The organism is Burkholderia sp. lig30 (genome assembly GCF_000687455.2).
In the GTDB taxonomy this organism is placed as follows: Bacteria; Pseudomonadota; Gammaproteobacteria; order Burkholderiales; family Burkholderiaceae; genus Burkholderia.
Genome location: NZ_JGVW01000081.1, coordinates 25,913 through 51,572 on the forward strand (window position 1 = coordinate 25,913; position 25,660 = coordinate 51,572).

Consider the following 25,660-nt stretch of genomic DNA (forward strand, 5'->3'; position numbering starts at 1 on the left):
CGACCAGAAAATTGCCGGGGGCTTACAGCTGTTCCAGTGTACGTCGCTGCGGGTCAACTTTGTAGCGCCCAAGCGGTGAAAGTTCATCAGGCTTGATATGAAGCACCCTAAATTTGCTGGCGTCTTTGCCGCGCTTCTTTAGCTGATCGAGTGCCGCCGCCTCGGCCTCAGCCTGGGTGGCATGAGGACCCTTGTGCAGCGAGATCTCGTGATGGACGTGAGCGATGTGGCCGCTGTGCGCATCATAAACTATGCAGACCAGATGTGCAGTTGGTTTGAGTTTGCCGCCCGTGTTCAACATGTCTAGTTCCTCCCGAAAATTAATCAAACAGGAATACCGTCAACAGGGCTGTTGCAGCCTGACTACCTCCAACATCAAGCTCCGCAGTAACCACAGTCATCTGGTCGGCGTCCACAGCCGGCGGGTAACCAAAGTTAGGGTCATAGCTAAAATCGGTGGGCTGGTTGGGTCCGTCTGGGACGGGACGGGTTTCAAAGTGGGTGATCCCGATGCCGGTATAGCCGCCACCATCGGCGAAGCTCAGTGCCGTCTGCGCGAAAGCATATTGTGGATCGAAGCGGATAGTGTGGCTGGTAGAGTTTCCATTGCCGCCGGAATCCCACGCCCACATCCAGTTGTAATAATAGCTATTAATACTCATGATTTTTCCTTCCTTTTATGAGTGAAACGGGGCGGGTGAATTGAAATTCCTTCCGCACGTGGTAGGCGTTCGCATCGTAGGCGTCTGCCCGATACTGTTCGATCAGCTGCTCGGCAACCTGCTTACGGTCTTCGCCTTCTGTAAATCGCTTAATCCGGTCACCCAAACTGAATGCATTGATCAGTGTCTCCCTAGTGCTTTCCGAACTTGACGCTGCTAGGAAGCCATTGGTCGCGCGGCGTCCTCCTTCGCTCCCGGCGGCTGCCGACATGGGGGCGCATCTGATAAGCCAGCCGGCCTTCAGCAGTGATCTGGTTCCAGCCGCCTCCGAAAGCAACGTCGAAGGCCCCAATATATCCGCCCGCCAGAAGGGCAGGAACCGGCTTTTGAAGACGTTCGCCGTGATCGAACCTCGCACTTCCTGCATTGCGAAATGCTTCAAACCACGCCGGATAGACAAAATCTGAAACCGCCACGCCGTTGATGTCATAGCCGAACTGGTCTGCTTCACAGGCATCGCATACTTCATAGGCGTAAAGCACACCCGCCGTAGCGCTCGGCTGCACGAACACCGTCAAGTTGATTTCGGGGTCAGCTAGCATCTCGAGCAATTCGTGACTTGCGGTCACGGTCCACTTGGCATTGTTTTGAATGTCAGTCCCCGCAAACACCTTCCCAAGTGGGAGACCTTCGTTCGTGACATCGTGGTAGCCGAGCGCCCCGGCCTGATCCGAATTGTCGAGGATCGTGAGCCACCACGAACCGCCGGCAGGCGCGGCCCCCGTTGGTATGAAAGTGAGGTCCGCATCGATTCCCCAGGCAGGCGCGAAGTCTCTATGTACCTGGGTTTGCAGGGCGGGTACGGCAGCCTGGACTTGGGCGTCAGTCAATACCGTGCTTGCGTTGATAATCGAAACGCTGGTAGTAGCCATGTCACTCTCCTTTCTTGCGATCTTTGCGTTCAAACCACGTTAAAGGATTCAAAATTTTCGACGGAAACCTTTGCTCTTGGAAGCTACTTTGCCCCGCTGGAGATTCTGTCCACCATCGCCTTAACCGCTTTCATCTGGTTGCCCATCCTGGTCGCATAGTTCACGTCGTCATACGCAAACCAGTCCCAGCAACCTTGGGGATTGCTCTGACTCTCGGGATCGCCATCGCCGACGTAAATTTGCGGGTAAAGCACAATGATGCTATTCGTGTCGGCCCACTGGTTGTAGCCGGTGTTCTTGACGTACGTAGTTCCAAAAGGCGTCATCCCGGAAGAATAGTTGGGATATTGCTTGCAGCCATGGAAGACCACATGCAGTCTGCATACCTGACCGTTTGCACAGTTGGCCGGTACGTAAATCCAGCCAGTGTTTGCCATGCTGTGCTGATGGGGGTTGGCAATGAATTCGCTCTGGTCAAATTCAACAAAGCGTTGCTCGGCCAGAGGTCCCGTGCTTTTGGGGTTCAGCGGGCCGTAGATCCACTTCAGTAATTCCCCCGCTGCATCAAAGTGGCAGTTGTTGATGAACGGATCTCCTTTGAAGTTGCAGACATTTCCAAAAAAATCTGTCGGCATCGCATGTTCCGCAGGCATAGTCTTGACGTAGTTGATGTTCGGCGAGCTGACGAAGTGCTTATAGTAGGTCTGCAGATCATTCATCACAGACTGCTTGACTACAGAGTCCGTAGTACCCGAGAACATCCAGATCTTCTGGTTGGTCAGATTGGACGTTGGGTCGATCACCTGCTTGCGCGCATTCTGATCTGTGATCTGGATGAGTGTTGAGACGTCTGTTGGCATCAGGGCGAACATACAGGCTATCTCGGCAGTGGGCAGACTTCCCTGCGCGCAACTGTAAGGCCCACCGGCTATGATCCCCGCGCCCTTCAGAATCGATGAAAAGGCAACGTCGAATTGAACTGCCATGAATCCGCCCGCAGAGAGGCCGGACACCGAGGTCTGATGAATATCGACGTTGAATGCTGGAAGTCTGGCAACTTGGGCATTCAATGGCCCCAGGTGGAAGAAAGCCGCGAGCAACGCGACTGCGCATAGCGCCTTGCCCAGGACAGTGCGATAGAACATTGGCCTGCTCCTTGAACTAACGTGCTCAGGGCGGTATGGTTCCCGCCCGGCACAACACGTAAACGTGTCACGCGGAACCGTCAATAGCTGTCGCTATCGGATCGTTCCGGTCCTCATCGCGCCGGTATGTGGCAGTGTGCCGAATAGGGAATGCAAGCTGCAGAGTTTTCTTTTAAATTGGATGAATGATTGGATTCATCGTTGCAATAAGCTTAGTAACTACATTTGGCCGATACAGTTAGCGTTTTCCCGAGCGCGCAGCTAGTGTCTTTAGGCATCGAATTTGCCGGCGGATTTTTCGCCGATTTGACACACTGCTAGTGTATTGGCGCTGACGCGATTCACTTTGGCGCAATGAAACAACATTCAATCGATGCTCGAATCATATAGAGGGTTGGCTTGGATTTCCTGAATATCTGAATCTTCGAATATTACGATTACCCGCATCGGCAGATTACAAGCTTCGCTTCGGCAACGGTTGCAACGCCGACGCCCAATCGTCAGTCGGCGCTGCATGGACATGGGAATTCCCCATCGGTCACGCAGTTGAGCATACGGTCGTGTACCGGCTTTTGACCCGTTATGGTGATCGAGTCGTTCAGGCCCGCTGAATCGGCGGCCTTCGGCTTTCTCACGGTACCCTGGAGCGCTTTAACGAAAGGATATTCTGCGCAAACTGGAGCAGCCTCCATCATTCGATGGAGAGAGTCGCGACGCGTCAGTTGTCATTACCGCGGACGATCGTCATATGCCTGACGAGCCGAACGCGGTCTATTGCGCACAACGTTGATCGCTGCAAGCCTGTTGTCAGAATGCACGCCAGAGGATAGCCGGGCACCCGCGCTTGTGCCAATTCCCGGTCGGACCACAACAGGACACGGCGCAGACGTGGCGAGCGTCCCATTTGCGGGGCGGAACAGGCAATTGAGTGACCTTTCTGACGTATTGGCGCAAGGCTGCAGTTGGCCGCGTGCCGCCCGACGCGACGGCAAGGAGCCGATCGCCTCCCGCCATCTGGCATCACCTGTGGGACATTCCGACTGTTATGACCAGCCGGTTTCACGACCTTCAGTCGTCTTGGATCGGTCAGCACGCTGTGGAGGGCCGTGGCGGGCGTGTGGGAACGGAAACCCCTGCATAATATGCACATGCAAGCCCAAAACCTTGAACGCCTTGTCACCGTCACCATGCCCTTCGGCAAATACAAGGGCCGACTCATCGCCGACCTACCCGGGAATTACCTTAACTGGCTGGCCCGCGAAGGGTTTCCGAAGGGCGAACTCGGCCGTCTGCTCGCGCTGATGCACGAGATGGACCATAACGGCCTGAAGGGCCTGCTCGAGCCGCTGCGCCAACGCGGATAGCACCAGACGGAGGTTGATCGTAACCTCTGCGCAGCGTTGACCGCGCCCCGCCTGTCTCATGAGCTCCCCCGCCACCCCCGAGGCGCACGTTCGGCAAACCAGATTGCGACCGACATTACCGCGATGCCCGTCAGTTGCAGGCTGCTCAAATGCTGGCCGAAGAAGATCCGGTCGACAAGGATCGCAACCGCCGGATACACGAACTGGAACAACGCGATGCGGCCCGTGTTCAGGCGCGCCATGCCGCTGTACATCAACGTGTAGGCCAGACCGGTGTGAATGATGCCGAGCCCGGCAAGCCACAGCCACGAGGCGCCCAACGCGGGCCAGCCGTGCTGCACCGGCCAGATCCACAGTGTCAGCGTGCCGATCGCGCATTGCCACCAGGCGAGGATGCCCGCAGGCAAGTCGCGCAGACGCCTCGCGATGATCGTGACACATGCCATGCAGAACGCGCCTATGAGACACAACGCGACACCGAGCCAGTAACCTTGCCGACCGTCGCCGCTTGCCGGGTGCTCGGCGATTCCCGTCGCCAGCACGAGGCCGAACATCGCCACCGAGACCGCGCCAATGCGCCGCCTGCCGATCGATTCCTTCAGGCACAGGGCGCCCAGGACCAGCACCCACATCGGCTGAACGTGAAACAGCACGATTGCGACCCCTGCCGACATCCGCTCGATGGCGGTGAAGAACAAGCCCCAGCTCAACACCATCAAGGAGCCGGCGGCCAGCACCCAGGGGCCGGTCGTTCGCGCAAGCCGCAGAGATCGCGTCTGGCGACGCCATGTCACCCAGAGGGTCAGGCCGACCAGGCCAAGTGCGCAGCGAAACCACGTCGCCGTCAACGGATCGGCGTGGGCTTCGCTCACAAAGATGCCGATGGTGCCGAGCAGCGCGCAGCCGAGAACAAATGGCCATACGCCAGTCGACGGGTGGGTCGACGCGAAGCCGGAGGCCGCGCCGCGGATGTGCTGGTTCGTATTCATGCACCCAGTGTGTACCGCCGCCAATCGAACGAAAAGCGCATAATTCGAAGGTGATCCATTCGAATTTCGAAAGTTGGTGAAAGCCATGAAAAACCGCGATATGCAGACAGACTGGCTAAGATGCTTCGTCGCCGTGGTCGATGCCGGTTCGCTGTCGAGCGCCGCAGGCGAAGTGCATCGCTCACAGTCCGCAGTGAGCATGCAGCTCAAGAAGCTGGAAAGCGCACTGGGTCTACGGCTCATCGAGCGCGGCTCACGCACGCTCGAACTCACTGATGACGGCCAGACGCTGCTCGGTTATGCGCGTCGCATTCTCGACCTGCATGCGGAAGCGCAGATTGCGCTACAGGGCGAGCAACTCACCGGACGCGTGCGGCTCGGCGTGCCCGACGACTACGCCGAGAAATACCTGACGCCGGTGCTCAAACGGTTCGCGCCGCGGCATAGCGGTGTCGAAATCGAGCTGATCTGCGAGCAATCGACGTCTCTCATCCCGCGCGTGGCGAACGGCGAGCTGGACATCGCGCTGGTGTCGCGCGATCACGCGCGGCGCGGCACGTTGCTGTTCCACGAACCGATGGTCTGGGTCGGCGCCGCGCAATTCGAGCTGTGGCGACGCGATCCGATGCCGATCGCCGTATACGAAAGTACGAGTCTCGCGCGACGCAGTGCGATCCATTCGCTGGCGCAGCAAGGGCGTCGATACAAAGTGGTCTACAACAGTTCCAGCCTTGCCGGGCAGATCGCGGCGGTCGAGAGCGGGCTGGCCGTCGCGGCGCTGACGCAATGCAGCGCCCCCGGACATCTGCAGATTCTTGGCCGCGACGAGGGTTTGGGCCCGCTCGAACCGATGGAGGTCGCGGTTTACAGAAGCCGCGATTCGCGCGGCTCGAAAGCCGTCGATACCCTGTACGGCTTGCTGGTCAAGACACTGCGCCAGTCAGCGCCTGCCCTTGCATAACACGCACATGCAAGCCCAGGACCTTGAACGCCTTGTCACCGTCACCATGCCCTTCGGCAAATACAAGGGCCGACTCATCGCCGGCCTGCCCGGGAATTACCTCAACTGGCTGGCCCGCGAAGGGTTTCCGCGGGGCGAGCTCGGTCGTCTGCTCGCGCTGATGCACGAGATGGACCATAACGGCCTGAGGGGCCTGCTCGAGCCGCTGTGCCAACGCGGATAGCGCCAGTCAGGCGCCATCGGTACAGTGCGCCACGCCCCCCCGAAAAGCCGAGGGAGCCTCAAATCATATACCCGTCAGGTATCGATTTCATATCGAATCGGTGTTGGACTGGCCATTTCCCGATCGTTACCATCCAAGAAACAGATTGCAATCCAAAATGAAATAATGCAACACGGAGACACCCCCTGACCATATCCCTCACAAACCGAAACGTAGGGTCTATATCTCAACCGACAGGCCCAGACCTTGTCGCGCATGAAGCCCCACCTCCGGTTCATCCACGTTTTCCAAAGAAAGAAGCTTCCTTTCAAACTGCCTGACCAACGGGCCAAGCACTGAAAGAATGTAAGAAAAATCAATCCAATCGTACTTATTGGTTAGTCATACATAGAAATCATAAATATTCATATTTCACCCTGGAGACTGTATGAGATTGCACCATCTCGTTGGCGGAGCCTTGCTCGGATTCGCGACGACCAGCTTTGCACAAAGCAGCGTGTCGCTGTACGGCATTATTGATTCGGGCGTGGAATACATTTCACATGCCAATGCTGCTGGAAAGAGTGTCGTGCGTATGCCCTCCATCACGGGCGAACTGCCGTCGCGTTGGGGGATTCGCGGATCGGAGGATCTCGGCGGCGGCTATAAAGCCCTTTTTGTCCTCGAGAACGGCTTCAATGTCGCCAATGGCACGATGGGACAAGGTGGCCGTCTCTTCGGTCGTCAAAGCTGGGTCGGTATCGAAAGTCCATACGGCACCTTGTCGTTCGGTCGCCAGTACACCATGACCTATCTTGCAGTGCTCGACGCCGACTTGCTCGGCCCGAACATTTACGGCTTGCCTTCGCTCGATGCATATATCCCGAACGGTCGAGCTGACAATTCGGTGGCGTGGCGCAGCAAGTTTGGTGGATTGACGGTAGGTGCAATGTACTCGTTCGGTCGGGATTCGGCAGGCACCGGTAATTCGCCGGGTCAAGGCACGTGTGCCGGCCAGACGCCCGGCGACATGACTGAGTGCCGCCTTTGGTCGGCGATGCTCAAATACGATTCGACATGGTTCGGGGCAGCCGCATCCTATGAAGAACAAAGAGGCGGAGGCAGTAGCGCGGCCGCGAATTTCTTCGATGGTGTTAAACCTGTGACGCTTACCGCCAACGGTGACAAGGATGATCGCGCCCAGGTCAATGGCTATGTGAGCGCCTATGGCGTGAAGCTCGGCGGTGGCTGGATCGGGCGTTGGGTCGACACCGATTCGTCGGGCGGGCCAAACCTGCACTCCAATCTTTTTTATCTCACCGCAAATTACTACGTCACGCCGGTTGTCTCCGTTGATGGCGGGGTTTACCACATCACCGTATCAGGCCAGGATGCTCGTGCAACTTTGGGTGTCCTGCGCGGAACCTACTTCCTTTCGAAGCAGACCGCCGTCTACCTTCAGGGCGCGTACCTCGCGAACAGCGCGCACGCTGCATTTACGATCAGCGCAGGCGGCGGGGGCACGACACCCGCTCCTGGACAAGGTCAAGTCGGCGTGATGGCTGGCGTTCGCCATATGTTCTGATCGACCTGCCTCGGGGATGCCTATGCCTCCCCGAGGCACGTTCTTCCCTTTGCTGGCCCAGGCCCGGATAAAGGTCAAAGCCAACAGTCGGCTCTTATATCCCCCCCAAAAAACTTGCGCGCCCCCCTTACCTAGCCACCCGCTTATCGTTATAATTTTTATAACAACGAACCTGAGAGAACTCGCTGGAGTTGGAGTGGAACGCGTCGTCCGGGCCGACCGGTTGGCTACAGCACGCCAGCCGGTTGGTCGTGTTCCCGGTCCGGGGCTCGCATGCCATCCACGCTTACTAGACGTTACGCCCCCGTCGGAAAAGAGGAAATCGGGTATGGCACGGAGCATGACCCGCTCGCACCTGAGATAGATGAGCAGGCCCCGTCCACGCCAGACGCGCAAAGTGATCCTCGCGCCCATGCCGGGATCTCATATAGCAGTGTGGCGCGCCATTGCCGATATCCACCCAAAATTTCGAGGCAAAAATTGAGATTTTTATCCGGACTGGTTGGAATCCTCTTTTTCCTGTATATCACCTACTATCTCTTCAGTACCGTATTGAGTGCAGCAGGCACACTATGCCTGATTGGCGCCGCCACGCTGTTTTTCCTGAAAAAGCGTGGCCGATTTATCTCCAGCACGAAGGTACAGATTGCATTGTTAGTGTTTGGTGTGATCCTGCTTCCCGCCGGCATAAAACATCGACTGAATCTTGAGAATATTGAGGCCCAGCAATCTGCTAAAAATTCAAAACTCAATCAAGAAAAATCGGCCGCACTGGATTCATTGATCAAGTCACGCTGCGGAGACTACCCTTACGTACCGAATGAAATTCGAAACATCGGTCACGCCGTACAGGACTACAACAACTCCGTGGGCGCCTATACCAATTCTGCAGATCGACTTGATGACGCACTTGAAAAACGAAAGCAGGAATATAGCAAGTGCGAAGATCGGGTGCGAAGCGAAAACAATTAAGATCGCCGAGGCCATTCAGGGCCGCAACTCCCTGACGCAGGGCTAACGAGTAACGCCCTCCATCGCCAGGGCGCGAAATGACGAATACTGCGATCGAGTTATTGGGTGACGCGACAGTGGAACGCTCGCGTCACCGCCTGCTTGCCGATCGATGAAGTCGCAAAACCAACTCGCCACGAGCGCGCCCCTTGCGCCATCGCCTGCCGACAGCAGCGTGCCCGGTTACCTCAGCTGATTGTCATACGCGTGATTTAATGCCAACCGGATGCGGAACATGCCATTCGTAAGGTGCGAACGGCTGGGGTGTTTCGGCAACAGGACAAGCATCCCCTTGAGGATATACAGCACGATCAGCGTGCCGGCCAGATCGCCCGCAAACATCATGAAGAACCCCTCGCCGAGGTTGTGCGTCTCCCCTCGCAGCGCAAACCAGATATGGTGCAACAGCGGATTCGCAATCGAATAAGCGACGGCCAATACAAGAAGCCGCTTCGGCGTGAGGTTCGTCAATGACGCGCGCAGGCTGTAGTGCTCCAGCGCAAGCCTGTAGACCAGGTAAGGCGCCAGCGAACCAAAGATCGCGCCCGCGATTGCGCGCAGCGGGTCGTGCGGAAACCAATAGAAAAAATCCACCAGCAGACCGGCAACCAGCAGGCCAATGAACCCGTCCACCCCCACCAGCAATGTGCTCAGAAGCCGGACGCCGGACGGAAGAAAAATCCAGTTGATGCCTCGTACAAACGACGTATCCGTGAAAACCACCTGATTGATCCAAAGCGACACCACAAACGCAATCACGGTGCCGGTGATCGACCAGAAATGTAACCGTAAGCTAGACATTGCGGTAAACTGCCCATGCAAGATTATTATTGAGCGAATCATAGCGCGCCCGCGTGTCACAACGCGACGCACTGCCTCGACAGCGCAAGCAATGACACGTCCCGCTGACATCTATCTACGATTTCTGCAACTGGCCGAGGCGCTGCGTGGTTTGCCGGCGCTGCCGACGCTAGACCCGCTCGAGGAACGGATTCTCGAATTCGTGGCACGCGTGTCGCAAACCGAAGAGCGACTGTCAGTCCGGGACATGATGGCCCAAAGCGAACTCGGCTCGCCCGCCACGCTTCACGCCCGCATCACTTCGATGCGCAACAAGGGATGGTTGCGGCTCACCGATACCGAGGATGCGCGTCGCAAGCAGATCGAACTGACACCTGCGGCCTTGCGCCATTTCGACAAGCTCGCCGAGGCCTTCGCCAAAGCCGCAAAAGGCACTTGACCACCCTGCATTCGGGCACCGAGGCGGCGATCCACTCATACACGCTGTCGCAACGCTTCTGCTGCGCGCAACGATGCAATCACCAGGCCGATCAAGGCGGCCACTCGCGTCATCAGTCGGTGTTGAATCTCCGCCACTGCATCGGAGACATTTCATACCGTCCCCTGAACGCTCGACTGAACGCCGCTTCGGACGTGTATCCGACCCGATTCGCAATATCGGAGATCGGGGCGCGGCTGTACCGCAACAACTCTGCAGCCCGATCCAGACGCCAGGTCGTGAGATAGCTCAGCGGTGCCTGGCCCACGACACGCTGGAATCGATCCGCGAAAGCCGAGCGGGACAGATTCGACAACTCGGCCAGGTCACTGACGGTCCATGCCCGGCCGGGATGGGCATGAATGGCGGACATCGCAGGGTTGATACGATCATCGATCGCACCGGATAGCCAACCATGGCCGGTCGCGCCCTCCGTCGCCCAAGTGCGCAGCAACTGGACAAAGATGACGTCGAGCAATCGGGAAATCATCGCGGCGGCACCCGCGCGCGGATTCAATGCCTCGTCGAGAATGAAATGGCAGCTCAGCTCCAACCATTCGAAGGGCCGCTCTCGCAAGCCCTTCAGGACCAGCACGGGTGGAAGCACGGACAGCAGGCGTTGTGACAACACGCCGTCGAAACCGAAATCCCCGCATAGCCAGGTGATATCCCCATGCCCGATCGTCAGGCGCTCCCGGTCGTAGTACTGTGGCGCGAGATCTGCGAGGAGGCTTGCGGGACGGCCCGGCCGGTCCGATATCACGTGGCCGTGACCATGCATCAACATGACCAGGTCGCCTTGCGATGCGTGGTATCGCTCTTCAAGCCCCTCTACTTCGATCGCCACACTGCCGCTTCTGATGATGTGCAAACGGTACTTTCCGGCCGGAAAGCGCAATCCGAAAGGCGCCGATGCCGCGCACGTGAAGACCGTGTTGCCACGGATGCGGATCAACTCCAGCACATCCGAAAATGCATCTCGCTTGAAGGCGAAGGGATCGACTCCGTCGTCCAGCCCGGTCGGCGTTTCAGCAAAGAATTCCGGCTTTTTGGCCATGTCGCGTACTGGAATGGTCTCTATGATGGACGCATCATTGACCCAGAGCGGCCCCGAAGTCAAAGACTATTCTTCTGGTGCACGGCGCCCGCATCAACAGTGGCGAGCATGGGTCGGGCGGCTCCCGAAAATCTCGAAGAGCCACGGGCACGGTTTTCTCGACATGACACTCATGGGAGCAGGCATATGCAGTCAGAAGCGCGTACCGACACGGTCGTACTCATCCACGGTCTCTGGATGACCCCCTTGTCGTGGGAGCATTGGGTCGCCCGTTACGAACGGCGCGGGATGCGGGTGATTGCCCCCGGGTACCCGGGGATCGGGCCGGGTACAGCCGGCGTCGAGGCGCTCCGGCGGGATCCGACGCCCCTGGCGAATCTGGGCGTGCGCGAAGTCTTCGATCACCTGGCCGGGGTCGTCACCGCACTCGACACGAAACCGATCATCATGGGGCATTCGTTCGGCGGTGCCTTCGTTCAGCTCCTCCTCGACGCCGGCCTCGGCGCGGCCGGCGTGTCCATCAACGGTGCTGCGGTGAAGGGGGTGTGGGCGCTTCCATTCAGCGAGATCAAGGCAACGCTCCCGGTCCTGCGCAACCCGGCCAACCTGCGCCGCGCCGTGCCGATCGCCGAGAAGGATTTTCACTACGCGTTCACGAACAACTTGAGCGTCGCGGAATCGAAGGCTGTCTACGATCGTTACGCCGTCCCCGTGTCGGGGCGAATGCTGTTCCAGGGGGGACTCGCGAACCTCACCCCGAACGCCGCGACGACCTGCAACTTTGCCAACGACGATCGCGCACCGCTGCTCTTTATCGCCGGCGGCAACGACCACATCCTGCCGCCGGCCGTGCAGCGCGAGAATTTCGAGAAGAACGCTACGCGCTCGCGGGCGATTACGGCGTACAGGCCGTTCGCAGGCCGCAGCCACTACACCTGCGGCGAAAAGGGCTGGGAGGAGGTCGCGGACTTCGCGCTTGACTGGGCGCTCGCGCCTGCAGCGGGAAACCTCGACAAAAGCTGACACACCTGCATCGCGGAGACAAGCAGGCAGACTGACCATTCATTCAAGCCGATGCCGAAATTTATTTCGGCGCGGTCGCTCGCGGAGATCAAACGGCTCCGCCGGGCAGCGTGCCGCGACGTGCGAGGAACCGGTCGAGTTGCCCCGCGAACTCCTTGCTGTCCCGCACACTATAGGGCGCCGGCCCGCCCGTATCGATGCCCGTACTGCGCAGTTGATCCAGCATCGCACGCATCGCGAGGCGTTCCTCGATATTCTCGCGGCTAAACCAGCTTCCGCGCGGGTCAAGCGCATGGGCGCCCTTGTCGAGGACAGCGGCGGCAAGGGGTATGTCCGCGGTAATCACGAGGTCGCCGGACGTCACCAGCTCGACGATGCGGGCATCGGCGGCATCGAAACCCGCCGGCACTTGAAGCGCCTTGATAAAGGGAGAAGGCGGTGTGCGCAAATACTGGTTCGCGACCAGGATCACGTGCACTTCGACACGACGCGCAGCCCGAAACAACATGTCCTTGATCACGACGGGACACGCGTCTGCATCAACCAGCACTTGCATGGCGGCATTTCCAATACACAGAAGGGGCGATCATATATCAGTGTCGGCGCTCATCCCGGCAAAGCGCGGAATGAGGCCCCGCCTACAACGTCTCGATCGCGAGTGCAATGCCCTGCCCTCCGCCGATACAAAGCGTAACGATGCCGCGCTTCAGGCCATCGCGCCGCATCGAGTAAATCAGACGCGTCGCAAGCACGGCTCCGGTTGCGCCGATCGGATGGCCATGCGCAATGGCGCCCCCTTCGACGTTGACGACATCCTCCGCGAGCCCGAGCTCCCGAATGACCGCGATCGGCACCGCAGCGAATGCTTCGTTGATTTCCACACGGTCGACGTCGGACAACTTCCACCCGGCGCGATTCAGCGCGATCCGGACCGCCGGAACCGGCCCAAGGCCGAACATGCCGGGTTTCACCGCCGCCACACCGTAAGCAACCAGACGGGCCGCCGGTGCGATGCCATGCGCATCGGCGAACCGGCGCGACGCCATCAGCATCGCGGCCGCACCGCTGTTGAGTCCCGGCGCATTGCCGGCCGTGATCGTCCCGTCTGCGCGGAAACCAGGATCGGCCCGCCATAGGCCATCGATCACGCAGCGGTCATGTCGAACAATTCCGCCCGCAACGCCTTGGCTCGCGCACTCCCGAACCTGGACTCGAACTCCGCTTGCGCGGCCAGCCATGCCTGCCGCGCACGCTCAAGCGTTTTCACACCGGCCTTTGTCAGGCTGAACACGTACGTACGCGCATCGTGCACCGACGTTTCGGTATCGACGAGCCCGTCACGCTGCAATGGCTTGAGCGCCCTGAGAAGCGACGTGCGCTCCATCACCATTGCCTCGGTGAGCTCGACCATCGTGGTGTGCGGGTGTCGAGCGATGTGTGCCAGGATCGTGAATTGCGCCGGCGTGACCCCGGCCTCGCTCAGATGCCGGTCGTACAACTGCGTGACGTAGCGCGCCGCCTGGCGCAGCGCGAAACAATTGCAATCGGCGTAGGAAACAGTCGTGCTCATGTCAAAAACTCTACATGGTGCGTATGCACAAATGCAAGTACATTTTTGTGGCGCCGCCGGAGCGGCGAGGTATCGGGCCGCGGTCTCGTTCTCGCGGTCGCGGTAATACGCGGCTCGTTCCGTCATCACCTGCTGGCGGACGTCTGCGAAGCCGAGTCGGGATCGACCGTCCAGCCGCCACCGAGCGACCGATACAACGCGACGGCAGCAAGCGCGTGATCTCGCTTCGCCTGATTCAGGGATTCGTCATCGTGCAGATAGCTCTCCTGCGCAGTCAGCACATCGAGAAAGCTCGATGCGCCGCCCTTGTAGAGTTCGTTCGACAACCGGAGTGCGTCGCCGGAAGCATGCAGCGCCGTACCGAGCCGATCCACCGCGCTCGATGAACTGACGAGATCGCTGCGGGTGTCCTCGATCTCCTTCAACGCGTTCAGCATCGCCTGGTTCAAGTTGAGCTGCGACTCCCGCATCTTGCTTTCGCTCTTCGCGATATCCGCACTGATGCGGCCGCCATTGAAGATCGGGCTGGTCACGCCGAGCGCCGCGCTGAACAGGTTGTTCGTCAGCGTCGGCATCCCCAGGAAGGAAGCCGCCATCAGGCCGTCCGTCAGATTGATCGAGAACTTCGGATACCGTTCTGCCTTCGCCGCACCGACTTCCGCCGCGCGTTGCTGGACGCCGGCGTACGCGACACGAATGTCCGGCCGGCGCAGCAGCGCTTCGGACGGCAGCATGCGGGGCGCCGACGTATGCGGCACGGGGATGTCAGCGCTACCCAGCGTCAGCGCATCGACGCTTTCCGGCGTGCGGCCGGTGTAGACCGCAATCAGGCTGAGCTGGTGCTGGATTCTCGATTGCACCGGCGGGATGCGGGCCTGCAGATCGCTCAACTGGTTTTGTGCCCGCGCGACATCCAGCTTCGTCGACAGCCCGTATCGCATTCTTTCGCTGGTCAGCCGAAGCGTGCGCTCGCGAATCCGCTCGTTATCCTCGAGAATGCGCAAATCTGCTTGCGCCCAGCGCAGCTCGACATAGGCATCGGCGGTATCGGCCGCCACTGCCAGTCGCAACGCATTCAGCGATTCCTGCGTGCCCTTCGCCTGCGCCTTCGCTGCAAGCAGCGCAAGGCGCTCTCCGCCGAATACGTCCGGATTCCAGCTCGCGGACAAGCCGAATCCGGCCTGCCGCACATACCCGGCGGGCGGCGGCACATTGATGCGGGAATGGCTTGCCGTCCCGTTGGCGTCCAGCTCCGGCATCAGCGCGGCGCGGCGAATCCGGGTCTCGGACTCGGCCTGCCTGACCCGCTCGGCCGAAGCCTGCACGTCGAGGTTCTGGTCGAGCACCGACGCAATCAGTGCATGCATCACCGGATCGCCGAATTGCTTCCACCACGTGTCCGCATCGGCAGCGTCCTGCGGCACGTCGACGGCGTAGGAAGCGGGCGCAACCCCGGAAACCTGCTGTTGCAGGTCCGGATGGCTTGCGGGCTGCACCGCGCATGCCGCAAGCGCCAGGCCGGCGGCAATCGCAATAAGCGTCGATTTCATCGTGTCTACCTCAATGAGCGTCGGGCGGCGGCGCCGCACCATCAATTGGACGAGCGAGCAGCGCGCATGCAATCGCGACGACGAAGCAGCACGCAACCGCAAAGAACGTGTCGGAGAAAGTCAGCGTCAACGCTTCGCGCATCGCGAGATTGTGCAGGGACGCCAGCCCCGCTTCGCGGGCCGCCAGAACATCGCCCGCAACGGCTTGCAGATGTGACGACGTGCCCGACAGCAACGCTTCGATGACGGGGCGCCCCTCCGTCACATGCTCGTTCAGGCGCAGGTAATGCAGGTTCAGCCTGTCGTTCAGCATGGTGTTGCAGACGGCCACGCCGATCGCGCCGCCGAGATTTCGCATCAGATTGAACAAGCCGCTGGCCGACTTCAGACGAGACGGCGGCAACGAACCCAGCGCAAGCGTCACGATCGGCGGAATGCAGAATTGCTGCCCGATGCCGCGCAAGATCTGCGGAAGCAGCAGCTCCTTCCAGCCCCAGTCGCTCGTCAACGGCACATACAGGTAGCAGCCGAGGCCAAACGTCACCAGCCCGAACAGGTTCAGCCAGCGCAGATCGATACGCTGCGCGAGCCTCGAATAGACCGTCAGCGCGACAAGTTGCGCGCAGCCCACCGAAAGCAGTGCAATGCCGATCTGCAGCGAATTGAAGCCGCGCACCCGCCCGAGGAACACCGGCGTCAGGAACACCGTACAGAAGATGCCGATGCCCGTGATGAACGACAACACCGAGCCGATTGCAAAATTCCGGATGTTCATCGCACGGAGATCGACAATCGGCTCACGCGCGGTGAACGCGTGCACGAGGAACAGGAAGCCGCAGATCGCCATGATCCAGACGCACACGAGGATCGTGGTGTCGCCGAGCCAGTTCTTGCGGGGCCCTTCTTCCAGCACGTATTCGAGGCAACCCAGAAAACCCGACATCAGCAGGATGCCGAGGTAGTCCCCCTTCTTCAGCAGACTGATGTCTGCCGTATCGATGCGAACGAACTTCGGCACCAGAACCGTCACTGCCAAACCAGGAACGAGATTCAGGTAAAAGAGCCAATGCCACGACCATTGGTCGGTAATCCAGCCGCCGACCACGGGACCGATGGCAGGCGCGAGCGAAGCCAGTGCGCCGATCGTGGTCGATGCGATCACGCGTTGCTTGCCCGGGAACAGCACGAATGCCGTCGTGAACACCGTCGGGATCATCGCCGCACCCAGCGCGCCCTGAAGCGCGCGAAAGATGATCTCCGAGTTCATGTCCCACGCAATCCCGCAGAGCATGCTGGTCATCGTGAAGCCCAGCGCCGAACCGGCAAACAGCCAGCGCGTGGAGAACACGCGCGTCAGCCAGCCGGACATCGGGATCACGATGATTTCGGCGATGAGATAGGCGGTCTGAATCCACGACAGCTCATCCTGGCTCGCGGACAGCCCTCCGCCGATATCCTTCAGCGACGACGCCACGATCTGGATGTCGAGCGTCGCCATGAAGAACCCGACGCACATCAGCCCGAATGCGAAAATCTTCTGCGCGTTCGGCATGTCCGCCGGATTGCCCGAAGCATGTGATGTCATGATCGCATCTCCATTTTCAATCAGTCGTTGCGTTGACGCGCATGGTCAAGATGGACGTCAACGACGGCGGACAGGCCCGGGCGAAGATACGTTGCCGAATCCCCGGGCACGTCGAGGACGATGCGCACCGGGACGCGCTGGACGATCTTCGTGAAGTTGCCGGTGGCATTCTCGGGCGGGAGCACGCTGAAGGTCGCGCCGGTGGCGGGCGCGATGCTGTGGACCGTCCCGCGGATCGTGCCGGCATGCGCATCGAGCGTGACTTCTGCCGGATCGCCGTCGTGCATCTTCTTCAACTGGTCTTCCTTGAAGTTCGCATCGACCCAGAGGCCATTCGCGGGAACGACCGTGAGCATCGACACGCCCGCGCTGGCCAGCAGGCCGACCCGGGCAGTGCGATTGCCGACATATCCGTCGACCGGGGAGCGGATCGTCGTGTACTCGACGTTGAGTTCGGCGTAACGCTGTTCCGCCTGAGCCTTCGCGACACCGGCCTCGGCATCGACGATCTGGGCGTCGAGAACCGTCAATTGCCGCTTCGATGCGAGCAATGAAGCGTTGCTGCCATCGACCCCGGCCTTCGCCTTGGCGAACGATGCATCCGCCTGCTCGACGAGCTGGTTCGAGACCGCATCGTCCTTGACGAGTTGACGGTAGCGGGCCTTGTCCGCGCTCGTGCGAACCAGCTCGGCATGAGCCGAATCGACGCCTGCCGATTGCTGATCGATGATCGCAAGCTGGAGCTGCCGCTTCGCCTTGAGTTCGTTCAGCGATGCTTCCGCACCATTGACCGCCGCGACGGCCTGCGCGAGCTTCGCGGCATAATCGCGGGCATCGAGCCGGATCAGAACCTGGTTCGCTTTGACGAACTGGTTGTCCTTGACCAGAACCTGGTCAACGAAGCCGGTTACCTTCGGGGAGATCACGGTAACGTCCCCGCCGACGTATGCATCGTCGGTCGATTGCACCCAGCGCCCGATCGCAAACCAGTAAGTGCCGGCGACACAGATCACGACAACGACGCCGATGACGGCAAGCAGCATCCACGGAATGTTCCGGACGCGGGGCTTGAGCGCCATGTCGGCCGCGGTGGGGTTTTGAACGGGTGTCGTACTCATGGCATATATGTGCGTATGCACTCCTATAGCGTGACGAAATCGCTACGACACTCGCAGCGTGCGGGTTGGAAAATTTCCGGCGGCGGAACCCGGGAGCGGGTTGCCTGGCGTTTACCGATGCACGAATCATATATGTGCATATGCACTTCTTCAACAGCACGAGTCGACAAGAAATTGTTGCAACTTCAGCATGCGTCACGAGCCGGGCGGGTTGGTTCTGCTGCAGCAACGCGGCCCGCAATGATGTGAGGAATGGCACGAACGACCGAATGCTCGATGCCGCCCCGGGAACATCGATGTCCGGGAAGGCGACGTGACAGATCTTGCCGGCGACGACGAGGAGCCGATCGCATAAGCCGGCTCCTCCGGAGAAAGGACGGACATTGTTCGCGTTGAGAAAACACAGTTGAAGCGGGCCAAAGATTTATCGAACCGGCAGCAAAGACCAGAATTCGTGCATTGCTCCTGTGATCCTCCATTTTCACCATTGCCTTCGCGACGAGCCGGCTTACCGCCCGTTCGAAGTGCTTTTATCAACATCCTTCCAAATAGGGAACGCTAATCATGAAACTCAGCGGAAACACCGTGTTCATCACCGGCGGTACGTCGGGCATCGGCCGTGCACTGGCGGAAGCCTTTCACAAGCGCGGCAACAAGGTTATCGTCGCGGGCCGGCGCAAGGCGCTGCTCGATGACATCGCGAACGCAAATCCCGGCATCGACACCGTCGAACTCGATATCGGCGACGCAGCGCAGATTCGCGAAGTCGCCGCGCAATTGATCGAACGCTATCCGGCCCTGAACGTCGTGATCAATAACGCGGGCATCATGCCGTTCGACGACGCCGGCGGCCCGCTCGACGACGCTCAGGCCGTGCGTCTCGTCAACACGAACCTGCTCGGCCCCGTACGCGTGAGCGCCGCGTTCGTCGAGCACCTGAAACGGCAGCCCGATTCAACCATCATCAACAACAGTTCGGCGCTCGCGTACGTGCCGCTCGCGGCGACCGCGCTGTATTCGGCCACCAAGGCGGCGATCCACTCGTACACGCTGTCGCAACGCTTCGTGCTGCGCGATACGAGCGTGCGGGTGCTCGAAATCGCGCCGCCCTGGGTCGACACCGATCTGATCCACAAGAGCGGCGACCCGCGCGCGATGCCGCTCGACGCGTTCATCGCCGAAACGATGACGCTACTGGAAACCGCGACGACCGAAGTCGTCGTCGACGCGGCCAAACCGCTGCGCGACAACGCGGGACCCAACGAGCATGCGTTCGTCGACCAGTTCAACCAGTTCATCGCCGACAACCCGATTCCCGTCGCATGAGGGTCGTGCGCGCGGCGGTGTTTCCGCTGCGCGCAACGATGCAATCACAAAGCCGGTCAAAGCAACGCTCGAATACCGGCACATAATGGGCATCCGGGGTTGCTTCAGCGATTAGCCTGCCGCGATCCGGCTCGAGCCGCGAGAATTGCCAGCGCCGCGCCCGTGGCAAGCAGCGCCGCGCTCATGCCGAACGTCGCTCGATAGCCACGCCAGTCGAACAACGCGCCACCGACGATCGCGCCTGCCGTAATCGCAAGTTGAACAACCGCCACCATGAGCCCGCCGCCGGCTTCTGCGTCCTGCGGTAGCGTTCTCGCCAACCACGTCCACCAGCCAACCGGCGCTGCGGTTGCAACCAGCCCCCAGACACCCAGCAGGACAGCCGTCGCCATCACGGAACTACCGCACGAAACGAGTGCGATGGCGATCACCGCCATCAGTGCGGGAATAACGATCAACGTTCGGTCAATGCCGCCTTTCAAGATTGTCCCGATCAAGGTCGTCCCGACGAACCCGGCCACACCAATGACGAGAAGAATGGTGGACAGCATGGACGCGCCAACATGGGTGACCGATTCGAGAAAGGGCCGTAAATACGTGAACAACGTGAACTGGCCCATGAAAAGCAGGCTGACTGCGGCCATGCCCAAAGCGACGGGAGCGCGGGTCAGCAGCTTGAAGGCGTTGCCGGCGCCGGATTCGCCTCCAACCTTCATCGGGGGAAGGCTGAACAGCTTCCAGACGAAGGCAATGGCCGCTACCGGAACGACGCCGAAGAATGCCCACCGCCAGCCGATGATGGCGCCGAGAAAGCTGCCCAGCGGGGCCGCCACCACCGTCGCCAACGCATTGCCTCCGTTCACGATGGCCAACGCGCGCGGAACGTGATGATCCGGCACGAGCCGCATCGCCGTCGCCGCCGACATCGACCAGAAGCCGCCAATGGCAACACCGATCAGTGCTCGACCGGCCATGAAGGCCACATAGTTCGGGGCAAAGGCCACGACCGTTCCTGAAACGATCATCAGCAGCGTAAGCGACAGCAGCAACACCTTGCGGTCGAGCCTTCCGGCGAGCGATGCAACGAAGAGACTTGTGAGCAGGGCAAATGCACCGGAAACGGACATGGCCTGCCCTGCCTGCCCCTCGCTGATGTGCAGATCGGCCGCGATGGGTGTCAGCAAGCTGACCGGCATGAACTCGGAAGCGACCAGGGCGAACGCACCCAGCGACATCGCGAGCACCGCGCCCCATGCCGCCGCACTGCCGAGGTGTTCCACGCTGCCGGAGGCGATATTGGATTGCATAGTCTTCTGCAAGTGATTCTCTGTGTATTTCCGGCGGTCCGGACCAACACGGCCCCGTGTTCGCAGGGCCTCCTGTCGTGACCGCTCGTCGTGGGCTTATTTCAGGTTGGCGCGGAAGAACACCGTCAATTTGTCGAACGGGATGAGATTGACGCGGTCGTAGAGATCCACGTGCCCCGCCCCCGGCACGATGACGAGTTCCTTGGGCTGGCCAGCGAGCTTGTAGGCCTCTTCGCTGAACTCCCGGGAGTGCGCCTCGGAACCCGTGATGAACAGCATGGGCCGAGGGGAAATCGTCTCGATGTCGTTGAACGGATAGAAGTTCAGGAACTTGACGTTGCTGGTGAGCGTCGGGTGCGTCGTGAGCTGCGGCGATGAGCCTTTGGGCGTGAACTCGCCCCGGGGTGTACGGTAGAAATCGAAAAACTCCCGCTGAATGGGATCCGTGTCGTTCTTCAACTCATGCACCGTCCCACTGGTGTATTCCGTCTTGCCGCCGGTGAACTCCACATAGCGCTGCTCGGCCGCTGCCGCGATGGCCTGCTTGCGCTGCTCGACCGTTTGCGAATGCCGCAACCCGTTTCGGTTGGCCGCACCCATGTCATACATGCTGACTGTCGCGATGGCTTTCATGCGCGGATCGATCTTGGCCGCGCTGATGACGAAGCTGCCGCTGCCGCAGATCCCGAGAACGCCAATGCGCTCCCGATCAACGAAAGGCCGGGTGCCCAGGAAATCCACCGCGGCACTGAAATCCTCGGCATAGATGTCGGGCGAAACGGCGTTGCGCGGCTGGCCTTCGCTCTCGCCCCAGAACGACAAATCGAGGGAGAGTGTGACGAACCCTTGCTCGGCCAGCTTTTGCGCATACAGATTCGCGCTTTGCTCTTTGACCGCGCCCATGGGGTGGCCGACGATGATCGCGGGCTTCCTGGCATCCGGGTTCGGGTCGTTGGGCACGAAAAGATTCCCGGCAACGCTCATTTGATATTGATTCTTGAACGTCACCTTCTGCGGGGCCACCTTGTCGCTTTGATAAAAGTTGTTTGCACCGTTGGACATATCCGCCCCTATTGCCGTGAATGAACTGATCAGCAGCCCAAGCAGCGTGACGAGTCTTTTCATGGAACCTTCCGTTGTCTGCGTGTCGCGGAACCGCCGAGCTGGCGTTGTCGCTGACGAATCGATGCTGACGTCGCCTGGCGCCTTCGCCTGCGACGGACGAATTGCAACGACCTGTCCGCATGAGCGGCTCTTGTCGCCCCTCGGTCGGCGTCACACGGTCGGAGCGACGAGGATCTGCTCCGGTCCGGTTCGCCGTGGCTTGACGCCATTCTTGCGAAAACGGATAAGCTTGATAAGCTAATAAATTCTTATATGCGTTAGAAGTCAGCCTAATAAATGCCCGCCGGGAGCTACCGTGCCACGACACAATCTCAATGACCTTCTTGCTTTCGTGACGGTGGCGCAAGAAGCCAGCTTTACCCGCGCTGCGGCTCGATTGGGCGTGACCCAATCCGCGCTGAGTCAGACGGTGTCTGGTCTCGAAGCGCGGCTCAAGATCAGGCTGCTCACGCGAACCACGCGCAGTGTTTCGCCTACGGCCGCCGGCGAGCGCCTGGTCCAAACGATTGGTCATCGCTTCGCCGAAATCGAAGCCGAGCTCGATGCGCTGACCGAGTTGCGCGACAAACCGGCCGGAAGCGTGCGCATCACTTGTGGCGACCACGTCATCAAGACAACCTTGCTGCCGAAGCTGCTGCCGCTGCTGCGTGAGTACCCCGACATCAAACTCGAGTTCGACATCAACTACGGATTCAGGGATATCGTTGCGGACCGTTTTGACGCGGGCGTGCGCTTTGGCGAAACCATCGACAAGGACATGATCGCCGTACCGATCGGCCCCGAACTTCGCATGGCGGCAGTCGCGTCGCCGTCTTACTTTTCCGGGAATCCGATGCCGAAAACGCCACGGGACCTGGTGAACCACCGCTGCATCAACATCCGCTTTCCGACATACGGCGGACTGGATGTCTGGGAGTTCGAACGGCGCGGTCGCAAATTGCGGATTCGCGTTGATGGACAGCTGGTGTTCAATACGACCACACACGTTGCTGATGCTGCGGTCGGTGGCCTGGGTATCGCGTATCTTCCGGAAGAAGAATTTTCCCCACACATCGAAGCAGGACGCCTGCTACGCGTTCTTGAAGATTGGTGCCCCTCGTTTTCGGGCTATCACCTGTATTACCCGAGTCGCAGGCAACCGTCGCCAGCGTTCTCGCTTGTTGTAGACACGCTGCGTGCAGGCGGTACACGGAGATCGGATCGCCGGTAGATGCATCCGGGGCAATCACTCGTTGCCGGCCCGGGCCGGTCAAGTTCGGATAGCAACTTTGGCGGCCCGCCGAATGGCCGCTTCGTGGCCGAAAGGCGAACTTTGTGCGAAGACGTCGGAGCCGCTTGCAAACGCGGGCAGCCAAGGCAACTTTACGCCCGCCCCATGGCAACCCCGTCACTCGAGCGCCTCTCCGGCCACACGCCAATGATGCAGCACCCTCCGTCTTATCGGGTCAGCGTCGAATCCAAAAGCTACACTGAAACCTGCGCCTGCTTTCCGGCGGTCCGGCATCGCCCCAGGATTGATCACGGAAATGCGCGATCGAAACGCAAAAGAATTCGTGCAGCCAGCCTTGCAATCCGCCGGATCGCTGCCTACGCTTACCTCACAAAAACCAAAACATCCATCATTTCTCTTGGGCTGGTTGCGCATCGTTGGCGGCCGGACACGATCCGGCTCCGAGCAACGGTGTGCGTACATTGAAGGCACGCTTCTTGATGTGCCACCGTCGCCCGTCATCGTGCGACGGACAGAGCCTCTCCACGCGGCGTCCCGAATCGAAATCGATCCGGTCCGACTCAAGCGCGCGCCGCATTCGTTCAACGGAAATTTCCGGGGATGGCGCTCTCGCGCCGAGAACGGATGCGTGCCGGATACCCGCCTGGTTCGAATCGCCTGGCTTCGCCGGTGCTATCCATTTTGAAAAACGTGTCGAAATGGGGAGTATCCATGAACCGGAACCTCGCACTTGCAAGGCACGCCACCGTTGCGCTCTTGCTTTGCGCATCTCTGGCGACGTTGTCCGCCCCGGCATCTGCCGGCGGATGGCCGCCGATTCTCAATCCGAATCCGGCGGTCCAGCCGCCCAAATGGGATTGGCAACTGGCGTCGCCGGTCGTGATCAATCCCGATCCGACCATCCAGATCTATGACATCGACATGTTCGACAACGAACAGAGCGGGATGGTGCAGAAGATGCACGCGAAGGGATACAAGGTGATCTGCTATATCGACGTGGGCTCCTGGGAGAACTGGCGGGACGACGCGTCGCAGTTCCCGTCCAGCATTCTCGGCAACACCTACTCCGGTTTCCCTGACGAACGGTGGCTCGACGTTCGCGACGTGAATCCGGCGAAATCGCAAACTGGCCTCGCGCTCGCGCGTATTCTCAACGCACGTTTCGATCGTGCCAGGAACATGGGATGCGATGCGATCGAACCGGACAACGTCGACGGCTACGATACGACCGCGCACGACCCGACCGGCTTTCCGCTCGCCTATGCCGACCAGATCTATTTCAATCTTTGGGTGGCAAGCGCGGCGCATACGCGCGGGATGCTGGTCGCGCTCAAGAACGATACCGGTCAGGCGCAGGACAGCCAGATCTACAACGCATTCGACTTCGTCGTGAGCGAGCAGTGCTTTCAATACGGCGAATGCGGATACTTCTCGAAATTCCTGGCGTTGAACAAGCCGGTGTTCGAAGCCGAGTACAGTCTCGCGGTGACTTCGTTTTGCCCGAAGGCGAAGACAAGCAGGATCAGCGCGATCAAAAAGCGCTCGTCGCTCAATTCGTCGCGACAGGATTGCAGTGCGTACTACCCTTGAGCGTGTTGTCGCCCCGCATGCGGCAGCGCGCTGTTGCGCGGGAGAATGCTTGCGCGTCGCGTTGTGAGGAAGCATTTGTCACGCAACTGGCCGGCTGAGGCATCGAATCGCTTCGGCCGGCCCCGAATGGGCGTGCCGGCAGTCATGCGATGCGTTCCATGCCTTCGACTCGCGTGGTGATGGTACCGATCGCGATCGACCTGCCGGCCTTCGCGCGCACAACAGCAGTCACGACCCCGGAGTCACTGGCGCAACCCAAACGCGCTATGCCACAGCGCGCTGAAAAAATCGGCATGCACGCGGCCGTCGCTCTTTCGGGCATCATCCTTCGGCGGAGGCGCCGCTGCCGATTGCGACATCTCGTCCGGCTGTCGGGCGTCCTGAGTCGATGCCGCCTGCGCCGCGCCCTCATCCTGCTGCGGCATCGGCTCGTCATTCTGCGCATCCCGGGATGCGTCCGGCTGACGCGACACATGCAGCGCGACGACACTGCCGGCAATGCGCTCGGCGACCTGCTCGTCGCAATCGCGGCCAAGCAACACGCCGAACACGACATCGCGGTTGTGCCCCGCCTCGGCGAAGCGCATCGCCAACGCGACGAACCGCGCATATTCCGCTTCGCGCGCTGCCTGCCGACGCTCTTCTTCTTCACGAAGGCGCGCGTGACGGAGCATTTCCTCGGCATAGACGGTGTCATAGACGCGGCGCTGCGCCGGGTCCGAGAGAATTGCGTAAGCCTCCTTGATCTCCTGAAACCGCGCATGCGCGGACGCTTCGAACCCGACGTTGCGGTCGGGATGCGCCTTCATCGCGGCCTTCCGGTAGCCGCGCTTGATCTCTTCGTCGGTGGCGTCCTCACGCACACCAAGCAATTCATACAAGGTCATCATCGTGCGTCGGGTGAAGGTCGGATTGCGTCGATCGTAGCATGCCGCCGGGGCACCAACGTGCAGCGGACGGCGATATTGGCGGTCGCTTCCAACCGGCCCGCGAATTGCATCGCGCCCCCTGCATATGCCGCGAGTGTCCTCCACCTCGAACCTTGTTG

25 protein-coding genes and 1 pseudogene are annotated in these 25,660 nt (G+C 60.2%); 10 read left to right on the forward strand and 16 right to left on the reverse strand.

What is annotated here, in order from left to right:
- Positions 1-22: 22 nt before the first annotated feature.
- The 4 genes from LIG30_RS26345 to LIG30_RS14225 form a co-directional block, all read right to left on the reverse strand.
- Complete coding sequence (locus tag LIG30_RS26345; RefSeq protein ID WP_152986095.1) at positions 23-301, reverse strand: hypothetical protein; 279 nt, start codon at positions 299-301, stop codon at positions 23-25.
- A gap of 19 nt (positions 302-320) precedes the next feature.
- Positions 321-662: a hypothetical protein gene (locus LIG30_RS14215; protein ID WP_038713236.1), complete on the reverse strand. Its 342-nt coding sequence runs from the start codon at positions 660-662 to the stop codon at positions 321-323.
- Positions 663-853: 191 nt separating this feature from the next.
- Positions 854-1,594, reverse strand: a complete 741-nt coding sequence (locus LIG30_RS14220; protein ID WP_083494045.1) for a hypothetical protein — start codon at positions 1,592-1,594, stop codon at positions 854-856.
- Between the two features lie 83 nt (positions 1,595-1,677).
- Positions 1,678-2,739 (reverse strand): extracellular catalytic domain type 2 short-chain-length polyhydroxyalkanoate depolymerase, encoded by a 1,062-nt coding sequence (locus tag LIG30_RS14225; RefSeq protein WP_235510309.1) that lies wholly within the window; start codon positions 2,737-2,739, stop codon positions 1,678-1,680.
- A 1,148-nt stretch (positions 2,740-3,887) separates the two neighbouring features.
- On the opposite strand from LIG30_RS14225, the gene LIG30_RS25335 reads away from it, so the two are divergent.
- Complete coding sequence (locus LIG30_RS25335) at positions 3,888-4,103, forward strand: DUF3820 family protein (RefSeq protein WP_083494039.1); 216 nt, start codon at positions 3,888-3,890, stop codon at positions 4,101-4,103.
- A 56-nt stretch (positions 4,104-4,159) separates the two neighbouring features.
- On the opposite strand, the gene LIG30_RS14235 is transcribed toward LIG30_RS25335, so the two are convergent.
- Positions 4,160-5,092, reverse strand: a complete 933-nt coding sequence (locus tag LIG30_RS14235) for a DMT family transporter (protein WP_083494040.1) — start codon at positions 5,090-5,092, stop codon at positions 4,160-4,162.
- An 85-nt stretch (positions 5,093-5,177) separates the two neighbouring features.
- Between LIG30_RS14235 and LIG30_RS14240 the strand changes: the two genes are divergently transcribed.
- The 4 genes from LIG30_RS14240 to LIG30_RS26350 all read left to right on the forward strand — a co-directional run bounded on the left by LIG30_RS14240 (position 5,178) and on the right by LIG30_RS26350 (position 8,812).
- Positions 5,178-6,053 (forward strand): LysR family transcriptional regulator, encoded by an 876-nt coding sequence (locus LIG30_RS14240; RefSeq protein WP_038713238.1) that lies wholly within the window; start codon positions 5,178-5,180, stop codon positions 6,051-6,053.
- Positions 6,054-6,060: 7 nt separating this feature from the next.
- A complete protein-coding gene (locus LIG30_RS14245; RefSeq protein ID WP_038713239.1) occupies positions 6,061-6,276 on the forward strand; it encodes a DUF3820 family protein in 216 nt (71 codons plus the stop codon).
- Positions 6,277-6,703: 427 nt separating this feature from the next.
- Positions 6,704-7,840 carry a porin gene (locus tag LIG30_RS14250; RefSeq protein ID WP_038713241.1) on the forward strand — a complete coding sequence of 379 codons (1,137 nt, stop codon included), beginning with the start codon at positions 6,704-6,706 and terminating at the stop codon, positions 7,838-7,840.
- A 273-nt stretch (positions 7,841-8,113) separates the two neighbouring features.
- Entirely contained in the window at positions 8,114-8,812 is a 699-nt protein-coding gene (locus LIG30_RS26350; RefSeq protein ID WP_152986096.1) for a hypothetical protein, read from the forward strand.
- 222 nt (positions 8,813-9,034) lie between these two features.
- Here the strand turns inward: LIG30_RS26350 and LIG30_RS14260 are convergent, their stop codons facing one another.
- On the reverse strand, positions 9,035-9,652 hold the full coding sequence (locus LIG30_RS14260; protein WP_038713243.1) for a hypothetical protein: 618 nt from the start codon (positions 9,650-9,652) through the stop codon (positions 9,035-9,037).
- A 91-nt stretch (positions 9,653-9,743) separates the two neighbouring features.
- On the opposite strand from LIG30_RS14260, the gene LIG30_RS14265 reads away from it, so the two are divergent.
- The gene (locus LIG30_RS14265) at positions 9,744-10,091 is read left to right on the forward strand and encodes a transcriptional regulator (protein WP_038713244.1); all 348 of its coding nucleotides are present in this window, start codon (positions 9,744-9,746) and stop codon (positions 10,089-10,091) included.
- Positions 10,092-10,203: 112 nt separating this feature from the next.
- Here the strand turns inward: LIG30_RS14265 and LIG30_RS14270 are convergent, their stop codons facing one another.
- Positions 10,204-11,250, reverse strand: a complete 1,047-nt coding sequence (locus tag LIG30_RS14270) for an AraC family transcriptional regulator (protein WP_152986097.1) — start codon at positions 11,248-11,250, stop codon at positions 10,204-10,206.
- Between the two features lie 123 nt (positions 11,251-11,373).
- Here LIG30_RS14270 and LIG30_RS14275 point away from each other — a divergent pair, with 123 nt between their 5' ends.
- Complete coding sequence (locus LIG30_RS14275) at positions 11,374-12,210, forward strand: alpha/beta hydrolase (protein ID WP_038713245.1); 837 nt, start codon at positions 11,374-11,376, stop codon at positions 12,208-12,210.
- Between the two features lie 88 nt (positions 12,211-12,298).
- On the opposite strand, the gene LIG30_RS14280 is transcribed toward LIG30_RS14275, so the two are convergent.
- The 6 genes and pseudogenes from LIG30_RS14280 to LIG30_RS14305 form a co-directional block, all read right to left on the reverse strand.
- The gene (locus LIG30_RS14280; protein ID WP_038713247.1) at positions 12,299-12,766 is read right to left on the reverse strand and encodes a YaiI/YqxD family protein; all 468 of its coding nucleotides are present in this window, start codon (positions 12,764-12,766) and stop codon (positions 12,299-12,301) included.
- An 82-nt stretch (positions 12,767-12,848) separates the two neighbouring features.
- Positions 12,849-13,331, reverse strand: a pseudogene (locus LIG30_RS14285) (acetyl-CoA C-acyltransferase); the annotation flags it as partial.
- Between the two features lie 23 nt (positions 13,332-13,354).
- Positions 13,355-13,780, reverse strand: coding sequence for a MarR family winged helix-turn-helix transcriptional regulator (locus LIG30_RS14290; RefSeq protein WP_038713249.1), 426 nt, complete (start codon positions 13,778-13,780; stop codon positions 13,355-13,357).
- 125 nt (positions 13,781-13,905) lie between these two features.
- Entirely contained in the window at positions 13,906-15,330 is a 1,425-nt protein-coding gene (locus LIG30_RS14295; RefSeq protein WP_038713306.1) for an efflux transporter outer membrane subunit, read from the reverse strand.
- A gap of 10 nt (positions 15,331-15,340) precedes the next feature.
- Positions 15,341-16,915, reverse strand: coding sequence for a DHA2 family efflux MFS transporter permease subunit (locus LIG30_RS14300; protein ID WP_038713250.1), 1,575 nt, complete (start codon positions 16,913-16,915; stop codon positions 15,341-15,343).
- 20 nt (positions 16,916-16,935) lie between these two features.
- The gene (locus tag LIG30_RS14305) at positions 16,936-18,033 is read right to left on the reverse strand and encodes an HlyD family secretion protein (RefSeq protein WP_083494041.1); all 1,098 of its coding nucleotides are present in this window, start codon (positions 18,031-18,033) and stop codon (positions 16,936-16,938) included.
- A gap of 564 nt (positions 18,034-18,597) precedes the next feature.
- Here LIG30_RS14305 and LIG30_RS14310 point away from each other — a divergent pair.
- Complete coding sequence (locus tag LIG30_RS14310) at positions 18,598-19,359, forward strand: SDR family oxidoreductase (protein WP_038713252.1); 762 nt, start codon at positions 18,598-18,600, stop codon at positions 19,357-19,359.
- A 104-nt stretch (positions 19,360-19,463) separates the two neighbouring features.
- On the opposite strand, the gene LIG30_RS14315 is transcribed toward LIG30_RS14310, so the two are convergent.
- Both LIG30_RS14315 and LIG30_RS14320 read right to left on the reverse strand, forming a co-directional pair.
- Positions 19,464-20,666, reverse strand: coding sequence for an MFS transporter (locus tag LIG30_RS14315; RefSeq protein ID WP_051995029.1), 1,203 nt, complete (start codon positions 20,664-20,666; stop codon positions 19,464-19,466).
- A 96-nt stretch (positions 20,667-20,762) separates the two neighbouring features.
- Entirely contained in the window at positions 20,763-21,791 is a 1,029-nt protein-coding gene (locus tag LIG30_RS14320; protein ID WP_038713253.1) for an alpha/beta hydrolase, read from the reverse strand.
- A 295-nt stretch (positions 21,792-22,086) separates the two neighbouring features.
- Between LIG30_RS14320 and LIG30_RS14325 the strand changes: the two genes are divergently transcribed.
- Both LIG30_RS14325 and LIG30_RS14330 read left to right on the forward strand, forming a co-directional pair.
- Positions 22,087-23,001, forward strand: coding sequence for a LysR family transcriptional regulator (locus LIG30_RS14325; protein ID WP_038713254.1), 915 nt, complete (start codon positions 22,087-22,089; stop codon positions 22,999-23,001).
- 621 nt (positions 23,002-23,622) lie between these two features.
- On the forward strand, positions 23,623-24,612 hold the full coding sequence (locus LIG30_RS14330) for an endo alpha-1,4 polygalactosaminidase (RefSeq protein ID WP_083494042.1): 990 nt from the start codon (positions 23,623-23,625) through the stop codon (positions 24,610-24,612).
- 242 nt (positions 24,613-24,854) lie between these two features.
- On the opposite strand, the gene LIG30_RS14335 is transcribed toward LIG30_RS14330, so the two are convergent.
- Complete coding sequence (locus LIG30_RS14335; protein ID WP_038713255.1) at positions 24,855-25,502, reverse strand: J domain-containing protein; 648 nt, start codon at positions 25,500-25,502, stop codon at positions 24,855-24,857.
- Between the last annotated feature and the right edge of the window lie 158 nt (positions 25,503-25,660).

Coding starts and splice junctions, on each gene's coding strand:
- LIG30_RS14250 (WP_038713241.1), top strand. CDS start 6,704: ATGAGATTGCACCATCTCGTTGGCGGAGCCTTGCTCGGATTCGCGACG.
- LIG30_RS14305 (WP_083494041.1), bottom strand. CDS start 18,033: ATGAGTACGACACCCGTTCAAAACCCCACCGCGGCCGACATGGCGCTC.
- LIG30_RS26350 (WP_152986096.1), top strand. CDS start 8,114: ATGCCATCCACGCTTACTAGACGTTACGCCCCCGTCGGAAAAGAGGAA.
- LIG30_RS14315 (WP_051995029.1), bottom strand. CDS start 20,666: ATGCAATCCAATATCGCCTCCGGCAGCGTGGAACACCTCGGCAGTGCG.
- LIG30_RS14295 (WP_038713306.1), bottom strand. CDS start 15,330: ATGAAATCGACGCTTATTGCGATTGCCGCCGGCCTGGCGCTTGCGGCA.
- LIG30_RS14240 (WP_038713238.1), top strand. CDS start 5,178: ATGAAAAACCGCGATATGCAGACAGACTGGCTAAGATGCTTCGTCGCC.
- LIG30_RS14330 (WP_083494042.1), top strand. CDS start 23,623: ATGGCGCTCTCGCGCCGAGAACGGATGCGTGCCGGATACCCGCCTGGT.
- LIG30_RS14260 (WP_038713243.1), bottom strand. CDS start 9,652: ATGTCTAGCTTACGGTTACATTTCTGGTCGATCACCGGCACCGTGATT.
- LIG30_RS26345 (WP_152986095.1), bottom strand. CDS start 301: ATGTTGAACACGGGCGGCAAACTCAAACCAACTGCACATCTGGTCTGC.
- LIG30_RS14245 (WP_038713239.1), top strand. CDS start 6,061: ATGCAAGCCCAGGACCTTGAACGCCTTGTCACCGTCACCATGCCCTTC.
- LIG30_RS14310 (WP_038713252.1), top strand. CDS start 18,598: ATGAAACTCAGCGGAAACACCGTGTTCATCACCGGCGGTACGTCGGGC.
- LIG30_RS14280 (WP_038713247.1), bottom strand. CDS start 12,766: ATGCAAGTGCTGGTTGATGCAGACGCGTGTCCCGTCGTGATCAAGGAC.
- LIG30_RS14320 (WP_038713253.1), bottom strand. CDS start 21,791: ATGAAAAGACTCGTCACGCTGCTTGGGCTGCTGATCAGTTCATTCACG.
- LIG30_RS14220 (WP_083494045.1), bottom strand. CDS start 1,594: ATGGCTACTACCAGCGTTTCGATTATCAACGCAAGCACGGTATTGACT.
- LIG30_RS14235 (WP_083494040.1), bottom strand. CDS start 5,092: ATGAATACGAACCAGCACATCCGCGGCGCGGCCTCCGGCTTCGCGTCG.
- LIG30_RS14300 (WP_038713250.1), bottom strand. CDS start 16,915: ATGACATCACATGCTTCGGGCAATCCGGCGGACATGCCGAACGCGCAG.
- LIG30_RS14335 (WP_038713255.1), bottom strand. CDS start 25,502: ATGATGACCTTGTATGAATTGCTTGGTGTGCGTGAGGACGCCACCGAC.
- LIG30_RS14275 (WP_038713245.1), top strand. CDS start 11,374: ATGCAGTCAGAAGCGCGTACCGACACGGTCGTACTCATCCACGGTCTC.
- LIG30_RS25335 (WP_083494039.1), top strand. CDS start 3,888: ATGCAAGCCCAAAACCTTGAACGCCTTGTCACCGTCACCATGCCCTTC.
- LIG30_RS14225 (WP_235510309.1), bottom strand. CDS start 2,739: ATGTTCTATCGCACTGTCCTGGGCAAGGCGCTATGCGCAGTCGCGTTG.
- LIG30_RS14265 (WP_038713244.1), top strand. CDS start 9,744: ATGACACGTCCCGCTGACATCTATCTACGATTTCTGCAACTGGCCGAG.
- LIG30_RS14290 (WP_038713249.1), bottom strand. CDS start 13,780: ATGAGCACGACTGTTTCCTACGCCGATTGCAATTGTTTCGCGCTGCGC.
- LIG30_RS14215 (WP_038713236.1), bottom strand. CDS start 662: ATGAGTATTAATAGCTATTATTACAACTGGATGTGGGCGTGGGATTCC.